Annotated in this window: 15 protein-coding genes; 14 read left to right on the top strand and 1 reads right to left on the bottom strand. The window is 45.9% G+C overall.

Translation table 11 applies throughout. The annotated features are described in order from the left end of the window. Positions 1 to 126: 126 nt before the first annotated feature. Positions 127 to 1,599 (bottom strand): MDR family MFS transporter, encoded by a 1,473-nt coding sequence (locus tag ACTHPA_RS01030; RefSeq protein ID WP_440498198.1) that lies wholly within the window; start codon positions 1,597 to 1,599, stop codon positions 127 to 129. A gap of 211 nt (positions 1,600 to 1,810) precedes the next feature. Between ACTHPA_RS01030 and ACTHPA_RS01025 the strand changes: the two genes are divergently transcribed. The 14 genes from ACTHPA_RS01025 to ACTHPA_RS00960 all read left to right on the top strand — a co-directional run bounded on the left by ACTHPA_RS01025 (position 1,811) and on the right by ACTHPA_RS00960 (position 20,266). Further along, entirely contained in the window at positions 1,811 to 2,416 is a 606-nt protein-coding gene (locus tag ACTHPA_RS01025; RefSeq protein WP_440498197.1) for a 3'-5' exonuclease, read from the top strand. Positions 2,417 to 2,561: 145 nt separating this feature from the next. Continuing rightward, positions 2,562 to 3,470: a S16 family serine protease gene (locus tag ACTHPA_RS01020; protein ID WP_440498196.1), complete on the top strand. Its 909-nt coding sequence runs from the start codon at positions 2,562 to 2,564 to the stop codon at positions 3,468 to 3,470. Between the two features lie 444 nt (positions 3,471 to 3,914). Next, on the top strand, positions 3,915 to 4,895 hold the full coding sequence (locus ACTHPA_RS01015) for a nuclease-related domain-containing protein (RefSeq protein ID WP_440498195.1): 981 nt from the start codon (positions 3,915 to 3,917) through the stop codon (positions 4,893 to 4,895). Positions 4,896 to 4,926: 31 nt separating this feature from the next. Continuing rightward, entirely contained in the window at positions 4,927 to 5,382 is a 456-nt protein-coding gene (locus tag ACTHPA_RS01010; RefSeq protein WP_440498194.1) for a GNAT family N-acetyltransferase, read from the top strand. A gap of 165 nt (positions 5,383 to 5,547) precedes the next feature. Continuing rightward, the gene (locus ACTHPA_RS01005; RefSeq protein ID WP_440498193.1) at positions 5,548 to 5,856 is read left to right on the top strand and encodes a YhdT family protein; all 309 of its coding nucleotides are present in this window, start codon (positions 5,548 to 5,550) and stop codon (positions 5,854 to 5,856) included. Then, complete coding sequence (gene panF, locus ACTHPA_RS01000; RefSeq protein ID WP_440498192.1) at positions 5,853 to 7,295, top strand: sodium/pantothenate symporter; 1,443 nt, start codon at positions 5,853 to 5,855, stop codon at positions 7,293 to 7,295. The genes ACTHPA_RS01005 and panF overlap by 4 nt, the downstream gene beginning before the upstream one ends. Before the next feature lie 717 nt (positions 7,296 to 8,012). Then, a complete protein-coding gene (locus ACTHPA_RS00995) occupies positions 8,013 to 8,924 on the top strand; it encodes a DMT family transporter (protein WP_440498191.1) in 912 nt (303 codons plus the stop codon). Positions 8,925 to 9,198: 274 nt separating this feature from the next. After that, positions 9,199 to 9,567 carry an iron chaperone gene (locus ACTHPA_RS00990; protein ID WP_440498190.1) on the top strand — a complete coding sequence of 123 codons (369 nt, stop codon included), beginning with the start codon at positions 9,199 to 9,201 and terminating at the stop codon, positions 9,565 to 9,567. 216 nt (positions 9,568 to 9,783) lie between these two features. Then, complete coding sequence (locus tag ACTHPA_RS00985; protein WP_440498189.1) at positions 9,784 to 10,770, top strand: nuclease-related domain-containing protein; 987 nt, start codon at positions 9,784 to 9,786, stop codon at positions 10,768 to 10,770. A gap of 382 nt (positions 10,771 to 11,152) precedes the next feature. Beyond that, positions 11,153 to 12,235, top strand: a complete 1,083-nt coding sequence (locus tag ACTHPA_RS00980) for an S-layer homology domain-containing protein (RefSeq protein ID WP_440498188.1) — start codon at positions 11,153 to 11,155, stop codon at positions 12,233 to 12,235. Positions 12,236 to 12,662: 427 nt separating this feature from the next. Next, positions 12,663 to 13,838, top strand: coding sequence for a S41 family peptidase (locus ACTHPA_RS00975; RefSeq protein ID WP_440498187.1), 1,176 nt, complete (start codon positions 12,663 to 12,665; stop codon positions 13,836 to 13,838). 168 nt (positions 13,839 to 14,006) lie between these two features. After that, entirely contained in the window at positions 14,007 to 15,296 is a 1,290-nt protein-coding gene (locus tag ACTHPA_RS00970; protein WP_440498186.1) for a nucleotide sugar dehydrogenase, read from the top strand. Next, positions 15,297 to 16,007, top strand: a complete 711-nt coding sequence (locus ACTHPA_RS00965) for a WecB/TagA/CpsF family glycosyltransferase (protein WP_440498185.1) — start codon at positions 15,297 to 15,299, stop codon at positions 16,005 to 16,007. 731 nt (positions 16,008 to 16,738) lie between these two features. Next, a complete protein-coding gene (locus ACTHPA_RS00960) occupies positions 16,739 to 20,266 on the top strand; it encodes an S-layer homology domain-containing protein (RefSeq protein WP_440498184.1) in 3,528 nt (1,175 codons plus the stop codon). Positions 20,267 to 20,310: the final 44 nt, after the last annotated feature.

Genomic DNA, 20,310 nt, shown 5'->3' with positions numbered 1-20,310 from the left:
ATCTCGCAACGCAACGAAAATATCGCAACACAACAAACCGGGCTCGCATCGCAATCAACTGGAATCGCAACACAACGAACACCGCGCGCAACACAACCAACCTACATCGCAACACAACAAACGCAGTTAGCCCAAGTCTTCCTCTCTAATCGGCTCATCCGGCTTCGCACGATACACGAAAAATGCCATAATCACCGCAACGATCGACATCGCAAAAGCGATAAAGTAGACGAGTTCAACGCCCGCCACCATCGCAAGATCAATCGTCGTCGCATCAGTAGGATTCGCGGACGCTTCCAAAAACCTCAGCTGCCGTGCATTCAAAATGCTGATGAAAATCGAAACGCCAATCGCGCCTCCGACCGGTTGCAATGTCGACATAACCGCCGTTCCATGCGGATACAACCTTTTCGGCAATTGGTTCAACCCATTCGTCTCCGCAGGCATCATAATCGCCGATACCGTCAGCATGATCAAAATATAGCCGAGAACGACGACCCAAACCGGCGTATCAATGGTCAATCTGCTCATCATGAACATCGTTCCGCTCAACACAATCGTCGCCGGAATCATCAAGACGCGCGGTCCGAACTTATCAAAAAGATGCCCCATGAACGGTGACATGACACCGTTCAAGATGCTTCCCGGCAAAAGGACTAACCCCGCTGTGGCGGCGCTCAACGCCAACGGACCTTGCATATAGATCGGCAAAATGATTTCGGATGCAAACATCGCCATAATGATGATCAAAAATAGAATGACTGCATGTGTATACATCGGATAGCGGAACACCCGCAAATCCATGATCGGTTCATCCAACTTCAATTGCCGCAGCACGAAAAGAACGACGCCGATCGCACCGACGACGATAGCGGTCAGCACATTAACACTCAAAAATCCATCCGCACTTTCCCCGACAGCACTAAAACCGTAAACGACCCCACCGAAGCCGATCGTCGAAAAGACTAACGAAATGAAGTCAATCTTCGGCTTCGTCACTTCTCCAACATTAATTAAATGTCTATATCCAAACAAAATTGAAAATATCGCAAACGGAATGACAACGATAAATAAATAACGCCATCCGAGATATTCAACGATCACTCCGGAAAGTGTCGGTCCAATCGCCGGCGCAAACATAATGACAAGGCCAATCAACCCCATCACTTTCCCGCGGCGTTCCGGCGGGAAAATCATTAAGAACACATTGAAAATTATAGGCATCAGCAAACCGGTTCCACTCGCCTGAATCAACCGTCCGACGAGCAAAATGGAAAACGTCGGGGCAGCTGCGCTGACAATCGTACCGATCGTAAAGACAATCATCGTTCCAAGGAACAATTGTCTCGTCGTGAACCATTGCATAAGCAACGCTGAAATCGGAATGACAATCGCCATTACGAGCAAGAAGCCGGTCGCCATCCATTGCACCGTCGGCAATTCAATGGAAAACTCATCCATTAACGTAACCATTGCGATATTCAGTAACGTTTCATTCAAAATGGCAAAAAAAGCACCGATGATGAGTGAAAGCATGATTGGCATGACCTTCACATTCGGATCATCAGCCAAAAACTCGTACTTTTTAGTTTCCTGCATATAAAATCTCCTCTCGTCTACTTATATATTATTTGCTTTATTACACAAAAATAGTCGGAAAGGAGCAATATACCATGCAGGGAATCAGTTTGCAACGCTTATTTGGTTGAATAAAACATATATCTAGTTTAATACTTTTAAAATAGTGTAATATAGTAATAGATTTGCAACAATCGAACGACAAAAGTAAAGGATAGGATGTGCATCCAAGATGAGCTCAAACCGCAAAGCCGCCCAACTGCTGCAAACAAAGACGGACATCCAAAACTGGGGTGCTCGCCGCGCGTCCCGCGTCAGGAAATACAAAACGACATCCAAGCACGTCACAGACTATATCGTCCTGGACTTCGAAACAACAGGATTCCGAGCTGGCGCTGACCGCATCATCCAAATCGGAGCCATCAAGTACATCAACCACGAGCGTGTCGAAGTCCTCAATTCTTTCATTAACCCGGAACGCCACATACCGGCTTCCATCACAAGGCTGACAGGCATCACAAACGAAATGGTACAATCGGCACCGATCATTGAGCATAAAATCGACGAGCTGCTAGAATTCATCGGCGATTTACCGATCATCGCCCACAACGCGAGCTTCGACATGGGTTTCCTGTACGCCCTCGACAACATCGAAGGCATCCAAATTCCCGAATACACCGTCATCGACACTGTCAAACTCGCACGTAAAGCAATCACAGAAACTCCGAACCACAAACTCGGCACCTTAGCGAAGCACCTCCAACTCGAGCACGACGCCCATGACGCAATCGGCGACTGCTTAGCGACAGCCGCCATCTACCAATACTGCACCCAATAACCGCCGAGCCAGGCGGTTTTTTAAATGAACCCCGTATAAACTCCATTACTCGCATAACACCTCCGCCACACAACTTTCCCGAATCCTATGGAATATATCTATTGTTTGATAGAATAAGCTTTGTCAAGAAAGGAACAAGATGAATATGAAGAATTATAATAAAACCCTCGATCGCTCAACCAAGCTATTGGCATTCGTCTATAGCATTTTCATAGTAGTCCCTATCTATTTCATACTTGGCAATGCTTATTACTTGGACTATATAAGCGGTTTTGCATTTATTGGGGCATTAATTGGCTTTATGGTGATAGCTGTAATCCCGTTGATTATTTTCAGGAAAGATAAGTTTAAGAGCCTTACCACCTTTTGGGTAATCGTGTTATTGTCCCTCTTTTGCGGTTACGAAAGTCTACTCTTGGAGTATGAGAGCAACACCTTTATTGCAGATGTCTACAGAGAACCAGAGGAAGTTGTACAAAACTCCAGAATATATGTTTTGGCGATTGGGCTTAACGATATTCATTATCTTGATGAGGAAACTAAAATAAGGGATATATATGAAAGGGACGGCATTCAAATTTTGGATTTGCACAAAATCACAAATCGAGATAGGTACTATAGCAAATCAAATGAAATAAAACGCTTTTTCGGATTTGGCAAAAAGCAATTTGACATAATGGGGGAGAATGTAAGAGGTTTTATGCAGGATGATATCCCGGTTATTAATGATTTTCTGAATCGAGAGAATCTAGTTGGAGACAGTGCCGGCCTAGCGTTAGGTCTTTCAGCGATGTCTCATAAAGGCAGCTTGCATAATGAAATTCCAATCGGTGTTACGGGAACATTAGAGCCAAATGGTAGAGTCAATGAAGTTGGCGGAATAGCAGGGAAGATGATCATATCGGAACAAAACGGTTTTCCATATATTATAATTCCCGTTGCAAATAGGAAAGAAGCTGAGACTGTAAAAGCCGAGCAAAAGTTAGCAATCGAAATCATACCTGTCCATCATATTGACGAAGCTATAACGGCGATAAAGGAATTGAACAAGTAAACATGAACCAAAGCCCTGATTTGAAGGAGTCAGGGCTTTTCGCTTTCACATTTAGCGCGAGCGTAATATTGCAGTCTGAAGCAGTTGCCCGCGCTCATAAAACTCCCCGAGTGATCATAAAACTCTCCAAGTGATCATAAAACTCCGCAAGTGATCATAAAACCCCGCAAGTGCTCATAAAACTCCGCAAGTGCTCATAAAACTCCGCAAGCGCTCATAAAACTCCACAAGCGCTCATAAAACGCAAAAAGTGCTCATGAAACCATCCAAGCGCCCAGAAACCTATATAAGCGCTCAAAAATTCCAGTTCGCGCTCAAAAATTGCTAAAAAGTGCTCATAACATCTCCATCGGCGCTCATAACATTCAATTTTCATGCATAAACTCTACCAATCACGTAATCCCAAACTAGCAAAATCCATCTAACTAAACATGAGGTGATAAAATGATCTACAAAAAACGAACGCTGCCGAGCGAACTGAAAGCACTCATTTCATTGGATAAACGCCTGCCAAACAATCATGATAAAAAGCATAACGTCAAAAAGAATCTCCTAATCTGCCAAGCAAGTTACAATGGCAAACTCGAATTTGACGAGCACATCAATGAATTCCGCCCAGACTACCCGCACGCCATACTCCACGACCTCTACCTACAACAAGATGGCGCTTATTTTCAAATCGACTCGCTCGTAATCACACCATCATCGATCACCATCGTCGAAGTAAAAAACCACATAGACAAAACGGTCATCAAAGCGAACCCGACCCAATTCATTCGCGTATTTCAAAACGGTGAACGCAAGGCCATGCGCAATCCGTATATCGAAATAGACCGGAAAATCCACCTGCTCAAAAACTGGCTCGGCAAACGCGGCATCCAAATCCCAATCGACGGCATCCTCACATTCGCACACACGAACGAACTCGCCATCGAACACCCGTCTCCTGAAATGAAAACGATGTTCACCTACGAAGTACCCGTCCACTTTCGATCACTACCCGTGAATGAACAAATTCTTGACGGACACGCAATCTACAACCTAGCAAACGCCTTGCTGGAACATCATAAAGAATACAACACATTCCCAATCGCAAATCTATACGGCATTAACCCGGCTGACATCCGACCTGGCGTCATCTGCCCAATTTGCGATCGCCTCGGCATGCAGTGGGGGAGGGAAAAGTGGAACTGTCTGTCATGCGGCCACACCGGAAAAACCGAACATCGCCAAACTGTCGAGGACTGGTTCATGCTCGTCCAACCGAAAATGACGAACCGCGAATTCCGCTACTTTACGCAGCTGAACAACCGCAACGTCGCCCGCGGCCTGCTCGCCAAATCCGGCCTGCAATTAATCGGCGAACGGAAAGCGGCCCACTATATCTTAATGAAAGAAGGGAAATCCCCAACTCCTGTTGAATAAAACAATACAACTTGAAAAGGGGTCCAAAACTATGAACATAACACTCGAAAAAGTGAACCAGGATAATATACGCGCCTGCGTCAAACTAGAAGTAGCCGAGTCCCAAAAAGAGTTCGTCGCGAAAAACGTCAACACAATCGCCTGGGCTTACGTCGATCCGAACTTCACGCCGTACGCAATACTCGACGGAGAAACCGTCATCGGCCTGCTCGCCATTGAGGACATTCCGGAAAACGAAGATTACGATCGCTACTGGATTCCCCGCTTCATGATCGGCGAACAATTCCAAGGCAAAGGCTATGGCAAAAAAGCGATGAAAGCTGCCATCGACTTGCTTGCGGCAAAACCCGATTGCCAAAGAATCCGCCTATCCGTCTGGCCAGAAAATCCCGGCGCCATCGAATTCTACCAAAAGGTCGGCTTCACCCTAACCGACGAACTGCTCGAAGACGAACTCGTCATGGATTACTACGTCCAACAACCGTAAAACGCTCCCCGGAGCGTTTTTCCACCTTTATATAATAGAAGAAACTTCGCGTGCCCTTCCCAAAATCTATCAAACTCCAATTACCCCCTCCCAAAAACAAGGAATTCCTGTATAATCAACCTCAAAGAAGTAAAACGTACTTCAAAACGAAAGGAGCACCTGGAAATGTCCTCCGAAAAACAAGAAACGTACAAGCCCGACCCTCGCTTCAAAATCGCGCATCGCGAAGCATTTATCGGCATTGGACTCGCTATCTTCAACTTCATCTGGTGGTACGGCTTCGCCTACGGACTCGGATCCCGCCCACCTGAAGAATACACATACATCCTCGGCTTGCCCGACTGGTTCTTCTACAGCTGCGTCGTCGGCTTCATCCTGATGTCCTTGCTTGTCATCGTCATCACCAACTTCGTCTTAAAAGAAGTCCCGCTCGACGCAGAATACACTGAAATGGAGGAATCCCAGAAGCCATGAACATCCAAGTAATCGTCCCGCTCGTCATATTTTTAATCGCGATCTTCGCCATCGGCTTAATCGCATCAAAACAAATGAGCACGGGCGGCGGATTCCTTCAAGAATACTTCCTCGGTGGACGCGAACTCGGCGGCTTCGTCCTTGCGATGACGATGGTCGCCACATACGGCAGCGCATCGAGCTTCCTCGGGGGACCCGGAACTGCCTACACAGTCGGCTTCGGCTGGATCTTGCTCGCCATGACGCAAGTCGTCACAGGTTATTTCGTCCTGCTTATTCTCGGAAAGAAATTCGCCATCCTCGGCCGTAAATACAACGCCGTCACGATGATTGATTTCCTGAAAGCGCGGTATAACAGCCCAGCGGTCGCAATCCTATCAGCCATCGCCATCATCATATTCCTATTCTCCGCCATGACCGCGCAATGGGTCGGCGGGGGACGGCTCATCGAATCGCTGACAGGGCTAGAGTATACGACAGCACTTTTCATCTTCGCAATTTCCGTCCTCGTCTACGTGACGATCGGCGGATTCCGTGCCGTCGCACTGACCGACGCCGTCCAAGGAGCAATTATGGTCGTCGGCACACTCATCCTGCTCATCGGCGTCATCATCGCTGGCGGAGGGGTGCCAGCCATCATGCAAGATTTATTGAATGAAAACCCAAGACTCGTCACGCCATTCGGAGCGGATGGCTCACTCACGGCTGCCTATGTATCTTCGTTCTGGATACTCGTCGGGGTCGGTGTCGTCGGGCTCCCGCAAATGGCCATCCGCGCCATGAGTTACAAAAGTTCACGCGCCATGCACCGAGCACTCGTCATCGGCACAATCGTCACCGGCTTCATCATGCTCAACATGCATCTGATCGGCGTCTTCGCGCGCCCTGTCATGCCGGGAATCGACGTAGGGGACAAAGTTATTCCGTTAATCGCGCTCGAAGTATTGCCCCCATGGCTAGCGGGCATCGTCCTCGCGGCACCGATGGCAGCAATCATGTCGACCGTCGACTCGCTGCTCCTGCTTGTCAGCTCGGCAATCGTCAAAGACGTATATCTGAACTTCATTAAACCGGACGCAACCGAAAAACGCGTCAAACAACTGAGCTTCGGCATCACAGGCATCCTAGGAATCATCGTCCTCCTACTCGCCATCCAGCCGCCCGATTTGCTCATCTTCCTGAACCTATTTGCATTCGGAGGACTCGAAGCAGCCTTCATCTGGCCAATCGTCCTCGGACTCTATTGGAAATACGGCAACAAATACGGTGCAATCCTTAGCATGATCACAGGCATTGCAAGCTACATCGCGATTCATTTTTACAACACGACATATGGCAACTTACTAGGCGTCCACACAGTGACGATTCCAGTCGTCCTGTCCCTGCTCGCCTACATCATCGGCTCCCTTACTATTGAGCGAAAAGTATATAGATTTTAATGAAAAGCGGACTCCCACAACGAGAGTCCGCTTTTCCATTTGTTGCAACGCAATCAAACTGCCGAGCAACACAATTAAATTCATTCGCAACGAAATCAAACAAGTGCAACACAAACAAACTGCCACGTAACACAAGCAAATCCAATCGCAACGAAATCAAACAAGCGCAACACAATCAAATCACCCCGCAACGAAACAAACTTCAGCTGCTACACAACCAAACTCATTCATAACACAACCAATCATTGCCGCATCGAAACCAAACCCTCGATTTGCCAAAACCATTTAGCGCGAATGGGAGAGGGAACCCCTTAAGAAACTCCCGCGACAATCTATCAAGACCGTGGGCTTTGCCCAGACCCAGCAGGGGGATGATCCCCCTGCACCCTCACATCCCTCGCCGGTAGGCAGGAACAAACAGTGTTTGTTCCAAGCCAAGAGGGTCTGGGTGCATCTTGTTTGTCAACGCCTTTCCGCTCCTTATGCTCACTCGGGCAAACCACCCTCGCTCCGCTACCGCGGAAAGGTGTTGACAAACGCTTGATAAGTCTTGAAAAATGGTGATCAATCACAACCAATGCAACTTCGCAATGCAATCATTTAACTTCGTTCCTCTTATATCCACATGCAAACTTCGAATTTAACGCAAAACCGACCGCAACCCCACCCCATATGCTAAACTAGACTCTTATCATCACTAGAAAGAAGGACACCGCCATGTGGAAAATCTACATACTGCTCACCACAACTATGCTGCTCTGGGGACTCAACCTCCCGATGCTCAAATACATGCTCGAATACATGCATCCCGTCACGATGACTGCACTCCGCGTCTTCACAGCAGGCATCACCGTATTCACGATACTCGGGGCTCTTAAACTCGTACGCCTCCCGACCAAAAAGGAATGGACATACATCATCGGAGGAGCCGCGCTCAACGTCGTCCTTCACCACTACTTCCTCAACATGGGCCTCTTCCGAACGTCCGGCACAAACGCCAGCCTCATCCTCGGAACCGGTCCCGTTCTAACAGCAATCTGTACTGCACTCATCCTGCGCAACTACCCGACCAAAGTCCAATGGATCGGCGCAGTCGTAGGATTCATCGGCATCGGATCCGTCGTCCTCGCAGGCGGCGAAGGATTCACCGGCCTTAAACTCGGGGACGCATTCATCTTCATCTCGATCCTTGCCCAAGTCCTTTCGTTTTTAGTAATCGCGAAGGCGGCAAGGACGCTTGACCCAAGGCTGCTCACCGCGTATATGCTCACGACCGGGAGTTTGATCCTATTCGTCATCAGCCTCATCCAAGAGCCCGGCGAACTCATGAAATTCACAACTGTCCCGCAAAGCTTCTGGGCAGTGTTTGCAACGAGCGCCATTTTGGGGACAGCCGTAGGACACATGCTCTATAACTATTCCGTCGGCCAAGTCGGTCCCGCAAAAGCCGCCATCTTCATGAATTTGAACACTCTCTTTGCCCTGGTAGGCTCAGCGATCTTCCTCGGCGAAATCATCACAAGCCGCCATTTATTCGGCTTCGTTTTAATCATCATCGGCGTCATCCTCGGATCTGGAGCTGCAGAAGATCTGTGGAAGAAACGTAAAATCAAGGCCGAGTCGTCCTGAGGGCGACTCGGTCACTCTTTATAAGTCAATTGCAACACAATCAATTCACCGTGCAACGCAAGCAAACTCAACCGTAAGACAATCAAACTACCGCAACACAATGAACTACGGTCGAAACACAATCATTCACGCACATAACGAAAACAAATCCAACCGCAAGACAATGAAATCACTTCGCAACACAACTAAACGGCACAACTGGCAATGACTATTGTTGAAGTGTAAACTATAATTACTAATTCAAAGAAACTGACCGGACAGAGGAGGCAATACCATGAAAGTATTCGAAGAATTTTTAGCGAAAATCGATAACCCGGAACATCGGGCGCGTACAGAAGAAGTGTTGGCATGGGTATCCGAGAAATATCCAAACTTTGAACAGGTCATCAAGTGGAACCAACCGATGTTCACTGACCACGGCACTTACATCATCGGCTTCAGCGTATCCAAACAGCACTTGGCCGCATCCCCCGAGCAGGCAGGCATCACCCACTTTTCCGAACAAATTATAGAAGCCGGCTACAAGCACACCAAAATGCTCGTCCAATTCCCATGGAACAAGCCGGTCGATTACGAATTACTTGAGAAAATGATTGAGTACAACGTTGAAGACAAAGCAGACATCACAACATTTTGGCGGTAAGCAGGGGGGATCTCCCCTGCACTTGCAACACAATTAACTCGCCATGCAACGCAACCAAACACCCGCAACACAATCAACTCACCAAGTAACAAAAACACTGCTAGGCGCAACACAATCAAATTCAAACATAACGCAACGAATTCTAATCACAACACAACCAACTGCATAGTAGAACACAAGCCTTTGCATCCACCAAACATAAATGCTACCCTATCCTTGAACAAAGAATATTCAATTAAAGGAGCGTGCACACCCATACACGAAAAACGCAACGAGCCCGAAGAACTTTCCCAGCTCGAACGGCTGCTCATCAGATTACCTTCAAACCATCCGCAACACGAAACAATCAGCAAAAAGTACAACCAAGTAAAAGCCGGCTACATCGGCGAAACTTATGTAGACCGAGTACTCAACGAAATCGCCTTCCCCCAGGGCACAGTAATTTTGAAAGACATCACATTGGAAATAAACCCCGATTTCCTAATCCAGATCGACACCTTGATCATTTCCCCAACGATCGCTTTTCTTCTCGAGATAAAAAATTTCACTGGCACTGTACACTTTGACGAGATTTCCGGCAAAACGATTAAAATCGCACCGAACGGAACAGTGGACAAGTATGACTGCGCCATCCACCAAGTAGACCGAGCAGCAACCGGCCTAACCGAATGGCTAAAGCAGCATAACATCGACATTCCGATCGAGCCCATCCTCGTCATGGCGAACAACAAAACCGAAATTCCCGAATTCCCTCAATCCGTTACACTCAAATTTGCAAAACAGCTCCCGCGCTACATCCGGAATTTCATCACAGACAATCCGCAACTCAATACAAGTCAAATCTATCAAATCGCTAAAACTATCAATCTTAACCGAAGGAAATGGTGGAATGAAATGCCGTGCAAACGGTTTAAAATATCCCCGAATGACTTGAAAAGAGGAGTGCTGTGTCAAACATGCAACGAACCAGCTACACGAGTGCGAGGTCACTCCTGGTACTGCAAGGCATGCAAAAAGAACTCAAAAGATGCACTACAGCAATCGATAGACGACTGGTTTCTGCTTGTCAGCCCCACAATTACGAACAGACAGATCCGTATTTTTTTAGAACTGAAATCCTGCTCAGCGGCAAGTGTCGTCCTGCGCCAATCGAATCTTCGAAGACACGGTGCCTCCCGTAGTACAACGTATACGAAACCTTAAAGCCGCCTGAGGGAGCGGCTTTTTTATATGAATCAGTATCCAGCAGGCGCAACACTATAGATTCACTCTATAACACAACAATCCAGATGCGTAACACAACCAAATCCCCGCAAAACAATCAAATTTACTTGCAACACAAACAACCACTTATGCAACACAACCAAATCATAAAGCATCAAAACAAAAGCCAATCGCAAAGAAATGAACCTTGCATATACTCCTCCAAATACGCATAATCCAAAATTCTCACTCATAAATGCATTTTTACGCGCATAACCAATCACTACTACGCATATATACTCAAAAACTCGCATACCTCCACGTTTCACTCCACACTCTATTAAGAAATCAGTATACTCATAGAAAAAGGAGGCGAACATCTATGAAACTCAAAATCTCAACCGCACTTCTCGCTACCGCATTGCTACTAACACCTGCAATCCAGCCGGCACAAGCCGCATCATTCACAGACGTTCCGATATCCCACTGGGCATACGAGCCGATTGACGCCATCTCGGAACTCGGCATCATCAACGGCTACCCGGACGGCACATATAAACTCAACCAACCAGTGACGCGTGCCCAGGCGGCTAAAATCGTCGCGCTCGCAACGAAAACGAAGCCGACACAAGACTTCACACCGGACTTCAAAGACGTCACTCCGGCACATGGCGCCTACGACCATATCCGCGCACTCACTGAACACGGCATCTTTAACAACGGTGAAGCCTTCAACCCGAACGCCTCACTCACGCGCGGGCAAATGGCCAAAATCATCACACTCGCCTACGACATTACAGTAGACGACAACGACCTGATCTCCTTCAGAGACGTCAAAAAAATCAACGGCTACCATAGCTACATCACAACGATTGCGGAACTCGGCATCACAACGACCGAGCAAGGCGGCGAATTTAAGCCGAACGATCCCGTATCACGCGCCCATATGGCTGCCTTCATCCAGCGAGCCATCGAATTTGACGCCAAGCGCAAATCCGGTGAAATCTATTACGACAAAGCCCAACAAAAATACGTCGATAAAGTCTACTCGATCCCTGAGCCGCCACCGAGCCAAATGGACGACTCACAAGCAGCACAAACAATCAATCTAGTAAACACCGAACGCAAAAAGAAAAACCTAGCAGCACTCAAACAAGACAAAGAACTTTCGGCGATTGCCAAAGCAAAAGCCGAAGACATGGCGGAAAAGAATTACTTCGCCCATAACTCGCCAACATACGGCTCCGTCGGCAACATGCTCGATCACTTCAAATACGACTGGTCGGCGTACGGTGAAAATATCGCCAAAGGCTACACATCCGCCGAAACGGTCGTCCAAGGCTGGATGGAATCTCCCGGCCACCGTGCCAACATCCTCCAGTCCCGTTTCACGAACATCGGTACCGGCTACGCGACCGACCAAAACGGCACTCCATACTGGGTCCATCTTTTCTCGGCAAAATAAACGAGAAGGGGGCCCAACCCCTCTTTCTCTAATCGCGCCTCACAAGTCCCCAATAATGCAATAACCTCCGCGAACGTGCAAACAGGGAAAGGGTTATCAACAAAAATCTCCGCGTCTAAATTCCGTCGCAACACAATCATCCCACCCCGCAACGAAACAAATCATCAATGCAAAGCAACCATCCTCGCTCGCAACACAACCAAATCGTCGCAACACAATCAACTAGCATCACAACACAATCAAAGCCAAACGCAACGCAACCAATTCAGCCGGCAACGCAACCAACGCCCTACGCAACACAACCAACAAACCTTCGGCTCCGAAAAGAGCACTACTCTACAAAACTATTCTCCCGTACCATGTCTTTAATCTAACAAAGTGGGTATAATAACCATAACTACCCGATAACTAGAAAGGAGTCAGCGGCATGAAAAAAATCCATTCCATCTTACTCGCATTCATAACAATCATTTTGCTCGCGCCTCACGCCTCGGCCCAAACAGCATTTACCGCAGAAGCCGAAGCCGCACGCGTCGACGATATCAAGTTCTTCGTCGAAAACTTCTACTATGGAGACATTCCGGAAAACCTTCATGCCATGACGACCATTGACGAAATCATGGGCGCGCTCGACGAATACTCGCGCTACATGTCAGCAGACGAATATATGGATTATGTTGCAGCAGTCGGTGCCGACGACGTAGCCCTACATAACCTAACAGAGCCCGCTGTCACATCCGCCATGCTCTACGGCGACATCGGCTATATAAAGATCAATACCTTCTCGAACAACATGGACAAAGCCGTCACAAAACACTACTCGAACCTAAAAAAACAAGGCGCTGACAAACTCATCATCGACCTTCGCTACAACGGCGGCGGCTACGTCGAAAGCGCCGAAGAACTCCTCGGTCACTTCGAAGGCGTCAAAACAGCGTACGAAATGAAAACGAGAGAAGGCACGACAACCGTTAAACCCGTACAATCGAAAATAAAATTCCCGAAACAAACTTATGTACTCGTCAACCGCTACTCGGCATCCGCATCTGAAATCGTGGCGGCATCCCTCCAAGACCAAAATGCCGGAATCATCGTCGGCGAAAGGACAAAAGGGAAGGGCACCATCCAATCGTTCTTCGAATTCGAAGACGGATCAGCACTCAAACTGACAATCGGCGAATTCACTGGACCAAAGAAATCCAAAATCCATAAAAAAGGTATCGCGCCTACGATCGACTGCGAACACGATCAAGAGCTTTCGATCATCCATGCGCGGTTGCTAAAAGACTCGCTCGCACAGAAAAAGTATAAACAAGTCGACGATCTACAAGGCGTTGCAGCAGACAAAACATTCCACATCCATTTCACACAAAAAATGAACCTTAATGAAGCAAACACGTCCAATAAAGTAGAACTCATTAAAGTGGGAGGTGTCGCAGTCCCGATTTCACTTAAACCAAATGGTACGGATATGCTCGACATCAAGCCGCTGAAACAAATGCAAAAAGGCGGTTCCTATTTCCTCGTCATCCATCCCGGCTTCGCAAACGACACCGGCCGGACGACAAAGCACGGCATCTTCACACCGATAACGGTGAAATGAATCCAGCAAAAGAGGAAATATGTACAACCGATTCAACTATGCTATAATCAACGAATGTAAATTCAATAAAGCAGGGGTCTGGCACCATCGGACCCCTGCGTAAGCATTTCAATTTAATCTCAAGCACTACCTAATAAAAGCACTCCCATTCAGAAAGGAACATTACCTATGAATAACAAAATGTGCGTCGTCGGTCTTGGCTACATCGGCCTCCCGACAGCAGTCATGTTCGCCAACAGTGGCCTCGAAGTCCACGGCGTCGACGTCAACGAAAAAGCAGTCAATATGATCGCCAACAAGCAACTACATATAGAAGAAAATGGACTCCAAGAACGTCTTGACCAAGCGATCGACAGCGGTAACCTTACTGTTTCCACAACTCCAGTCGAAGCAGACGTCTACATCGTCGCCGTTCCGTCGCCGATCAATCCCGACAACACGGCAAACTTGGAATACATCCGCCAAGCGACAGCATCGATCGTGCCATATTTAAAACCAGGCGCACTCGTCATTCTTGAATCGACGGTTCCACCGAAAACAGTCGAAAACGTTATGTTACCTGAGCTTCGCAAATCTGATCTAATTCTCGGCGAAAACCTCTTCGTCTCTCACTCGCCTGAACGCGTCATCCCAGGCAAAATCTTCGAAGAGCTCGTCAACAACGACCGCATCGTCGGCGGTATCACACCGGAATCCGCCGAAAAAACGAAAGCGCTCTACAAAACATTCGTTCAAGGTGAAATCCACTTGACGGACGCAACAACAGCTGAACTCGTTAAAGTAATGGAAAACACATACCGTGACGTCAACATCGCGTTCGCGAACGAACTTGCGAAAATTGCAGAAACAATCGGCGTCGACATTTGGGAAGCGATCCGCTTTGCAAACTTCCACCCGCGCGTCAACATCCATATGCCGGGACCTGGAGTGGGCGGACACTGTATCGCTGTAGATCCATGGTTCCTAGTCGAACTCAACCCGGCTAACGCTGAAATCATACACAAAGCCCGTCTCACAAACGACGGCATGCCGCAATTCGTCGCTCAAAAAGCGCAATTCCTTCTTGACGCGAAAGGCATTACAGACGGTAAAGTCGCAGTACTCGGACTCGCATTCAAAGGCGACGTCGACGACATGCGCGAAAGCCCGTCCCTTAAAGTGATTGAAGCATTGCAAGAGAAGGGGCTGGAAGTGAAATCATTCGACCCACACATTAAAGAATTGCAGCACACGACTCAACAAGCGACACTCGAAGAAGCAACACAAGACGCTGACCTGATCATCTTGACGACGGATCATACCGACTTCAAACAGCTCAGCCCGAACACACTCACAACAAAACAACCGAAACCATTCATCCTCGACACGAAAAACGCACTCTCTCGAGATAAATGGGAACAAGCCGGATTCCACTACTTCAAACTTGGAGACGGCTCACCAGTAGGAGTCATGAGCTAAATGAAAGAAACCATACTCGGCGTCGACGTCAACACAGAGAACTACGATGAACTCATCCCAAAGCTCTTTCAAAACATCGACGCCAAAAAGAAATCACTCATCGTCGCCATCAACCCTGAAAAGTTGATGAAGGCAAAAGACGACCCAGCATTGAAAGCCTTGCTGAACCGTGCGGAATTCCAAATTCCGGACGGCATTGGCGTCATTATCGCGTCCAAGATCCAAAAAGGCAACATAACATCCCGCGTAACCGGTGTAGATATGATGGACCGAATTGTGAGGGAAGCAGCCCGAACAGGAAAGTCCATTTTCCTCTACGGCGCGAAGCCGGGAGTGGCGGATCGAGCAGCTGCTAAACTGATCGACACATACCCAGATCTCAAAGTCGCCGGCACACAGGACGGCTATGAAAAGGATACGTCAAAAGTGATTGCGAAAATCAACGCCGCACAACCTGATATACTATTCGTCGCAATGGGATCCCCGAAACAGGAACTATGGATTGAAGAGCATCGCGATAACCTGCATCCGATCCTCTACCAAGGAGTCGGCGGCTCATTTGACGTTCTTGCAGGCAATATTAAACGCGCACCTGCCGCATTTCAAAAAGTTGGCGCTGAATGGCTATATCGGTTATTATTGGAACCGAGCCGCATTAAACGGCAAATGAACTTGCCAAAATTCCTTTTTGAAATAATTCGCCGAAAATAAACAATCATACTTGTAATCTAGTAAAACTGGTGATAGAATACGTAAGTGTAAGGATAATTTCCTCTGTAGCATATATTATTAAACGCCACGCAGGACGAAAACGGTTGGTTGACCGCACAAAAGGCCTTGAACAGCTCCCATCTGTTCAAGGCCTTTTGCCTTTCTAAGACTGTTGATCGCTATTCAATATGAACCTTGCTAGAAGAACAGTATTTCTTCTAGTAAGGTTCTATTTTATTCATAGGTATAATAGATTCAGTAAGCTTCACTTATATTTGCAGAATAATAGATTCAAGGGGAGTCAAAGAGGGACAATCAACCATATTTAAAACAATTTTTTCCTATTACGGTTCTATTTCTTTTATTGCGGTAGTAGATTCTAAAGCATGGCCAAGCTATAAAAAAATTACTAATATATCCAAGGAGAGAACTTCCAAGAGGTCCGTACCTCTTGGTGTACGGGACAAACAGAAACAGTAAGATAATTAGGATGATTTAAGACTTTTGTTGAAATATGATAGAAATACTTGATATATTTTTAAGATAAGGTAGAATAGTAGAAGCAGCGGAAAATTACATAGGGTTTGGGACTTGCAATCTAGCAAAATACCAATAAGTAATTGACATCCCTGCTGCTAGTATCTATACTTTATTGTGTAATGGCTTCTACTTCCATTTTGCCGTGGGGTAGATGACAAATTTTATTTCTTATTAGAGGAGGAAATTATTCAATGGCTAACCAACCAACGAAGTATCGCAAGTTTGTAGTTGGCGCTGCATCAGCTGCATTAGTAGCATCTGCAGTAGCACCAGTAGCAAGCGCGAAAGATTTCTCAGACACAAAAGGCAACACACACGAACCAGCAATCGATGCACTATCTGATGCTGGCATCATCACGGGTTACCAAGATGGAACATTCAAGCCTAACAAAACGTTGACTCGTTCTGACGTAGTTAAATTGATGGGTAAATGGCTTGTATCTGAAGGCTACGAAGTACCTTCTGACTACAAAACTAACCCACGTTTCACAGATTTGACATCTGCTTCAAACGATGAGCTTCTAAAATATGCTGCAGTTGTTAAAGACAACGGCGTATTCAACGGAAGCAACGGTCGTCTTCTAGCAGGCGACAACATCACTCGTGAAAACATGGCAGTTGTACTTGTTCGCGCGTTTGATACAGTAAACGACTTCAACCTAGTTGAATATGTTCAAGGTCAAGACTTCAAACAAGAAGTAACAGACCGTAACGCTGCTAAAGCTGAAGCTCGCACAGCGATCGATGTCCTAGACTTCTTCGACATCACAACTGTTGCAACTTTCAACCCGAAAGATACAACAACTCGCGGTCATTTCGCATCATTCCTACACCGCGCACTTAACACTGACTTCTCAAAAGTTACTGGAGTGGTAACTGGTGTTGAGTCAATTAAGGCTGTTAATGCAACAACTGTTGAAGTGAAATTTGTCGAAGGCGTAAAAGACATTAACTCACTTAAATTTGCAATTGAAGGTTTGACAGTTTCAAACGCAGTAGTGAAACAATCAGATGCTAAAACAGTTATTCTTACAACTTCTGCTCAAGAAGGCGGAAAGAAATACGATGTTACTTTGAACGGTGACAAGCTTGGATCATTTGAAGGAATCTCTGCACTAATTCCGACATCAATTAAAATGAACACTACTTCTGTCCAATCAAAAGTTGGTAACGAAGTAATTCTTAAAGCTGATATCGGTGTGAAAGAAGCTAATGTTCCTGTAACATTCAACGTAACTCCAAATGCTGCTTTGAATAAAGCTCAAGTTGAAGAAGTTTACACGGATGCAAATGGTATCGCAACATTCTCATACACTCAATATACTAACGGTGAAGATTTCGTAACTGCTTACCCAACAGGCGCACCAACGAAGCGTGATTTCGCAACAGTATACTGGGGTGTTGATACTATCCTGACTATCGAAGAAGATAAAGCAGGAGCTTCAGTTGCTAACGGAACGAAAAAAGTATACACAGTTACTTACCTTGATCCACAAACAGGACGCCCAGTGGTGAATCAAGATCTAAATGTTTCTTTCTTGGAGAACATTGATGTTGATTATTCAGCGGTCGCTAAAGCAACTGTTACTAACCCGAAAACAGGAGTGACTAAAACTCCATACCAAGCAAAGTCAGGTGCTAAAGAAGAGCTTGTAATCACAACTGACTCAACTGGTAAAGCTACATTTGTAGTTTCAGGAACTAACGTTGCTGTAACTCCATTCGTATTTGTTGATAAGAAAACATCAACTGTAAACAATAACAGAGGCAATGGCATCTTCGATAAAGAAGAGTTGATGCAAGCAGCTTCAAAAGTAACGTTTGCAGGTGCACAAGTGAACTATGCATTGACAGTTACACCAGTAGGTGACGCTGAAGCAGCTGCTGGTTCTGATAACGGTCGTGTATATAAAGTAGCAGTTACTAACCCGAACGATAGCAACAAACCATATGCTGGTGGTGTAATCAACGTATCACTTGATGAGTTGATGGAGCGCAATATGAGTACAAATTCAAAAGCGCAATTTGAAAATGTTGGTAACAGCAAAGCTGTAACTCGTACTGTTTCTAAGTACGGTGGTGACTTTGGACAACAGGCTACTATCAAGTTGGATGCTAAAGGTGAAGCTTCTTTCTTACTTTATGGCAACAACAATGATCAAGGAACTCCAGTAGTTTGGATCGACCAAAACAACTCTCTAAACACACAAAGTGGTGTGCTTGAAGATGGAGAGCCATCTACAAAAGCAGCTACAACTTACTTCCAACTTTCCCGTGTTATTGGAGCAGACTTGTATGCTCTAAACAATGCAGGTAAAGCAGTAAAAGATTTCCCACGTGGAGACAGTGCAACATTCACTTTTGATTTGACTAACCAAAGTGACAGCGCGTTTGGAAATTACACTGGTAAAGTAACATTTGAAATCCGAAATACTGGTGCAAACGCTCTTACACTACAAGAAACTGATGATGTTCTTTATGACCAAAACGGTCAAAGAATTGCAAACCCAACTACAATTGAAGTGGGCGGAGCAATCACAGTTACTACAAACGTTGTAAACGGTAAAGCTAACCTTAAGCTTTACTCAACTGATGCTACTTCAGCAACAATCTATGCTTCAGCTGTAACTGGTACAAACTGGTCTGGCGATGTTCGCAACGATAATAAATATGTTGCAGCGGAAGTCTTCACTGCTACATTCAGCGGCGAATACGTACCAGCTAACTTCACTGGAACTGTAGTAGGTGTTGACAAAACTAAGCAAGAAGTTACATTGCGTTATGGTTCAACTAACTATACATTATCCTACAAAGGTGCAGAGTACTACTACAATACTTCATCTGTACAAAGTACACTTGCATTCTTTGAAAGCCGTTTAAGCAATGGTGACCTTGTAACATTTACAAAAGGCGATGGCGATAAAATCAAGAATAAATTCGACATCATTAAAGATGAAACTCAAGTTGTCCCAGTAACTGACTTGGCATTCACTGATACAAACCCAGTAGCTGGAACAGTTGCAGGAGAAATCAAATTCACAGCAACAGAAGGTCAAATTTACACAGTTGAGTTAGGAGATACTGTGATTGCAAAAGATGCATCAGGTAAATATACTGTTGCAAACACTCCATATGTAGAAGATATGGTGATTACTGTAACTGCAGATAGCGGAGATTACTCCGAAACAACTACCCTAAAAGTTGTTGATAATAAATCAGCTTCTGAAGCTGAAGCTGCAGCTTTTACAGCAGTTACTAATGCTATCAAAACTAACACTTGGGCTGGCGTAACTCCAGATACTTTTACAGCTGCAGGTATCACGGGTGTTACTCTTGGAAACATCGCTAAAGTTAAAAGTGATTTAGTAGGAGCATATGAGTCACTTGGAAGAGATTTGACTAAAGCTGAGATTCAAGAAATTATTACTCCAGGTGAAAATTCAAATCCTGGAACACCTGAAGAGAGTGTAGTGACTGTGCAAGATTTGAATGCTGACTTGCAAGAACTAGCACCAGGAATTTTCAATGTGGTAGTAACTGAGGCTAATGCAACATCAAAACTTCAAGCCACAAATGAATCTGTATTAGTATTAGAGGTACCTAACAAAGAAACAATTGAATTAACTTATGACGCTGAAAAAGGTAACTTTGTTGAATTTGCTGTACAAGGTTATACTAAAGCGGAATTGTTAGCTGCAAAGGTAACATTGAAAAAATAATAAGCAATAAAACAAGCCGGCCATTGCCGGCTTGTTTTATAACG

It is taken from the genome of Sporosarcina sp. SAFN-015 (assembly GCF_051966875.1).
In the GTDB taxonomy this organism is placed as follows: Bacteria; Bacillota; Bacilli; order Bacillales_A; family Planococcaceae; genus Sporosarcina.
This window is presented reverse-complemented; position numbering and strand designations above follow the sequence as displayed.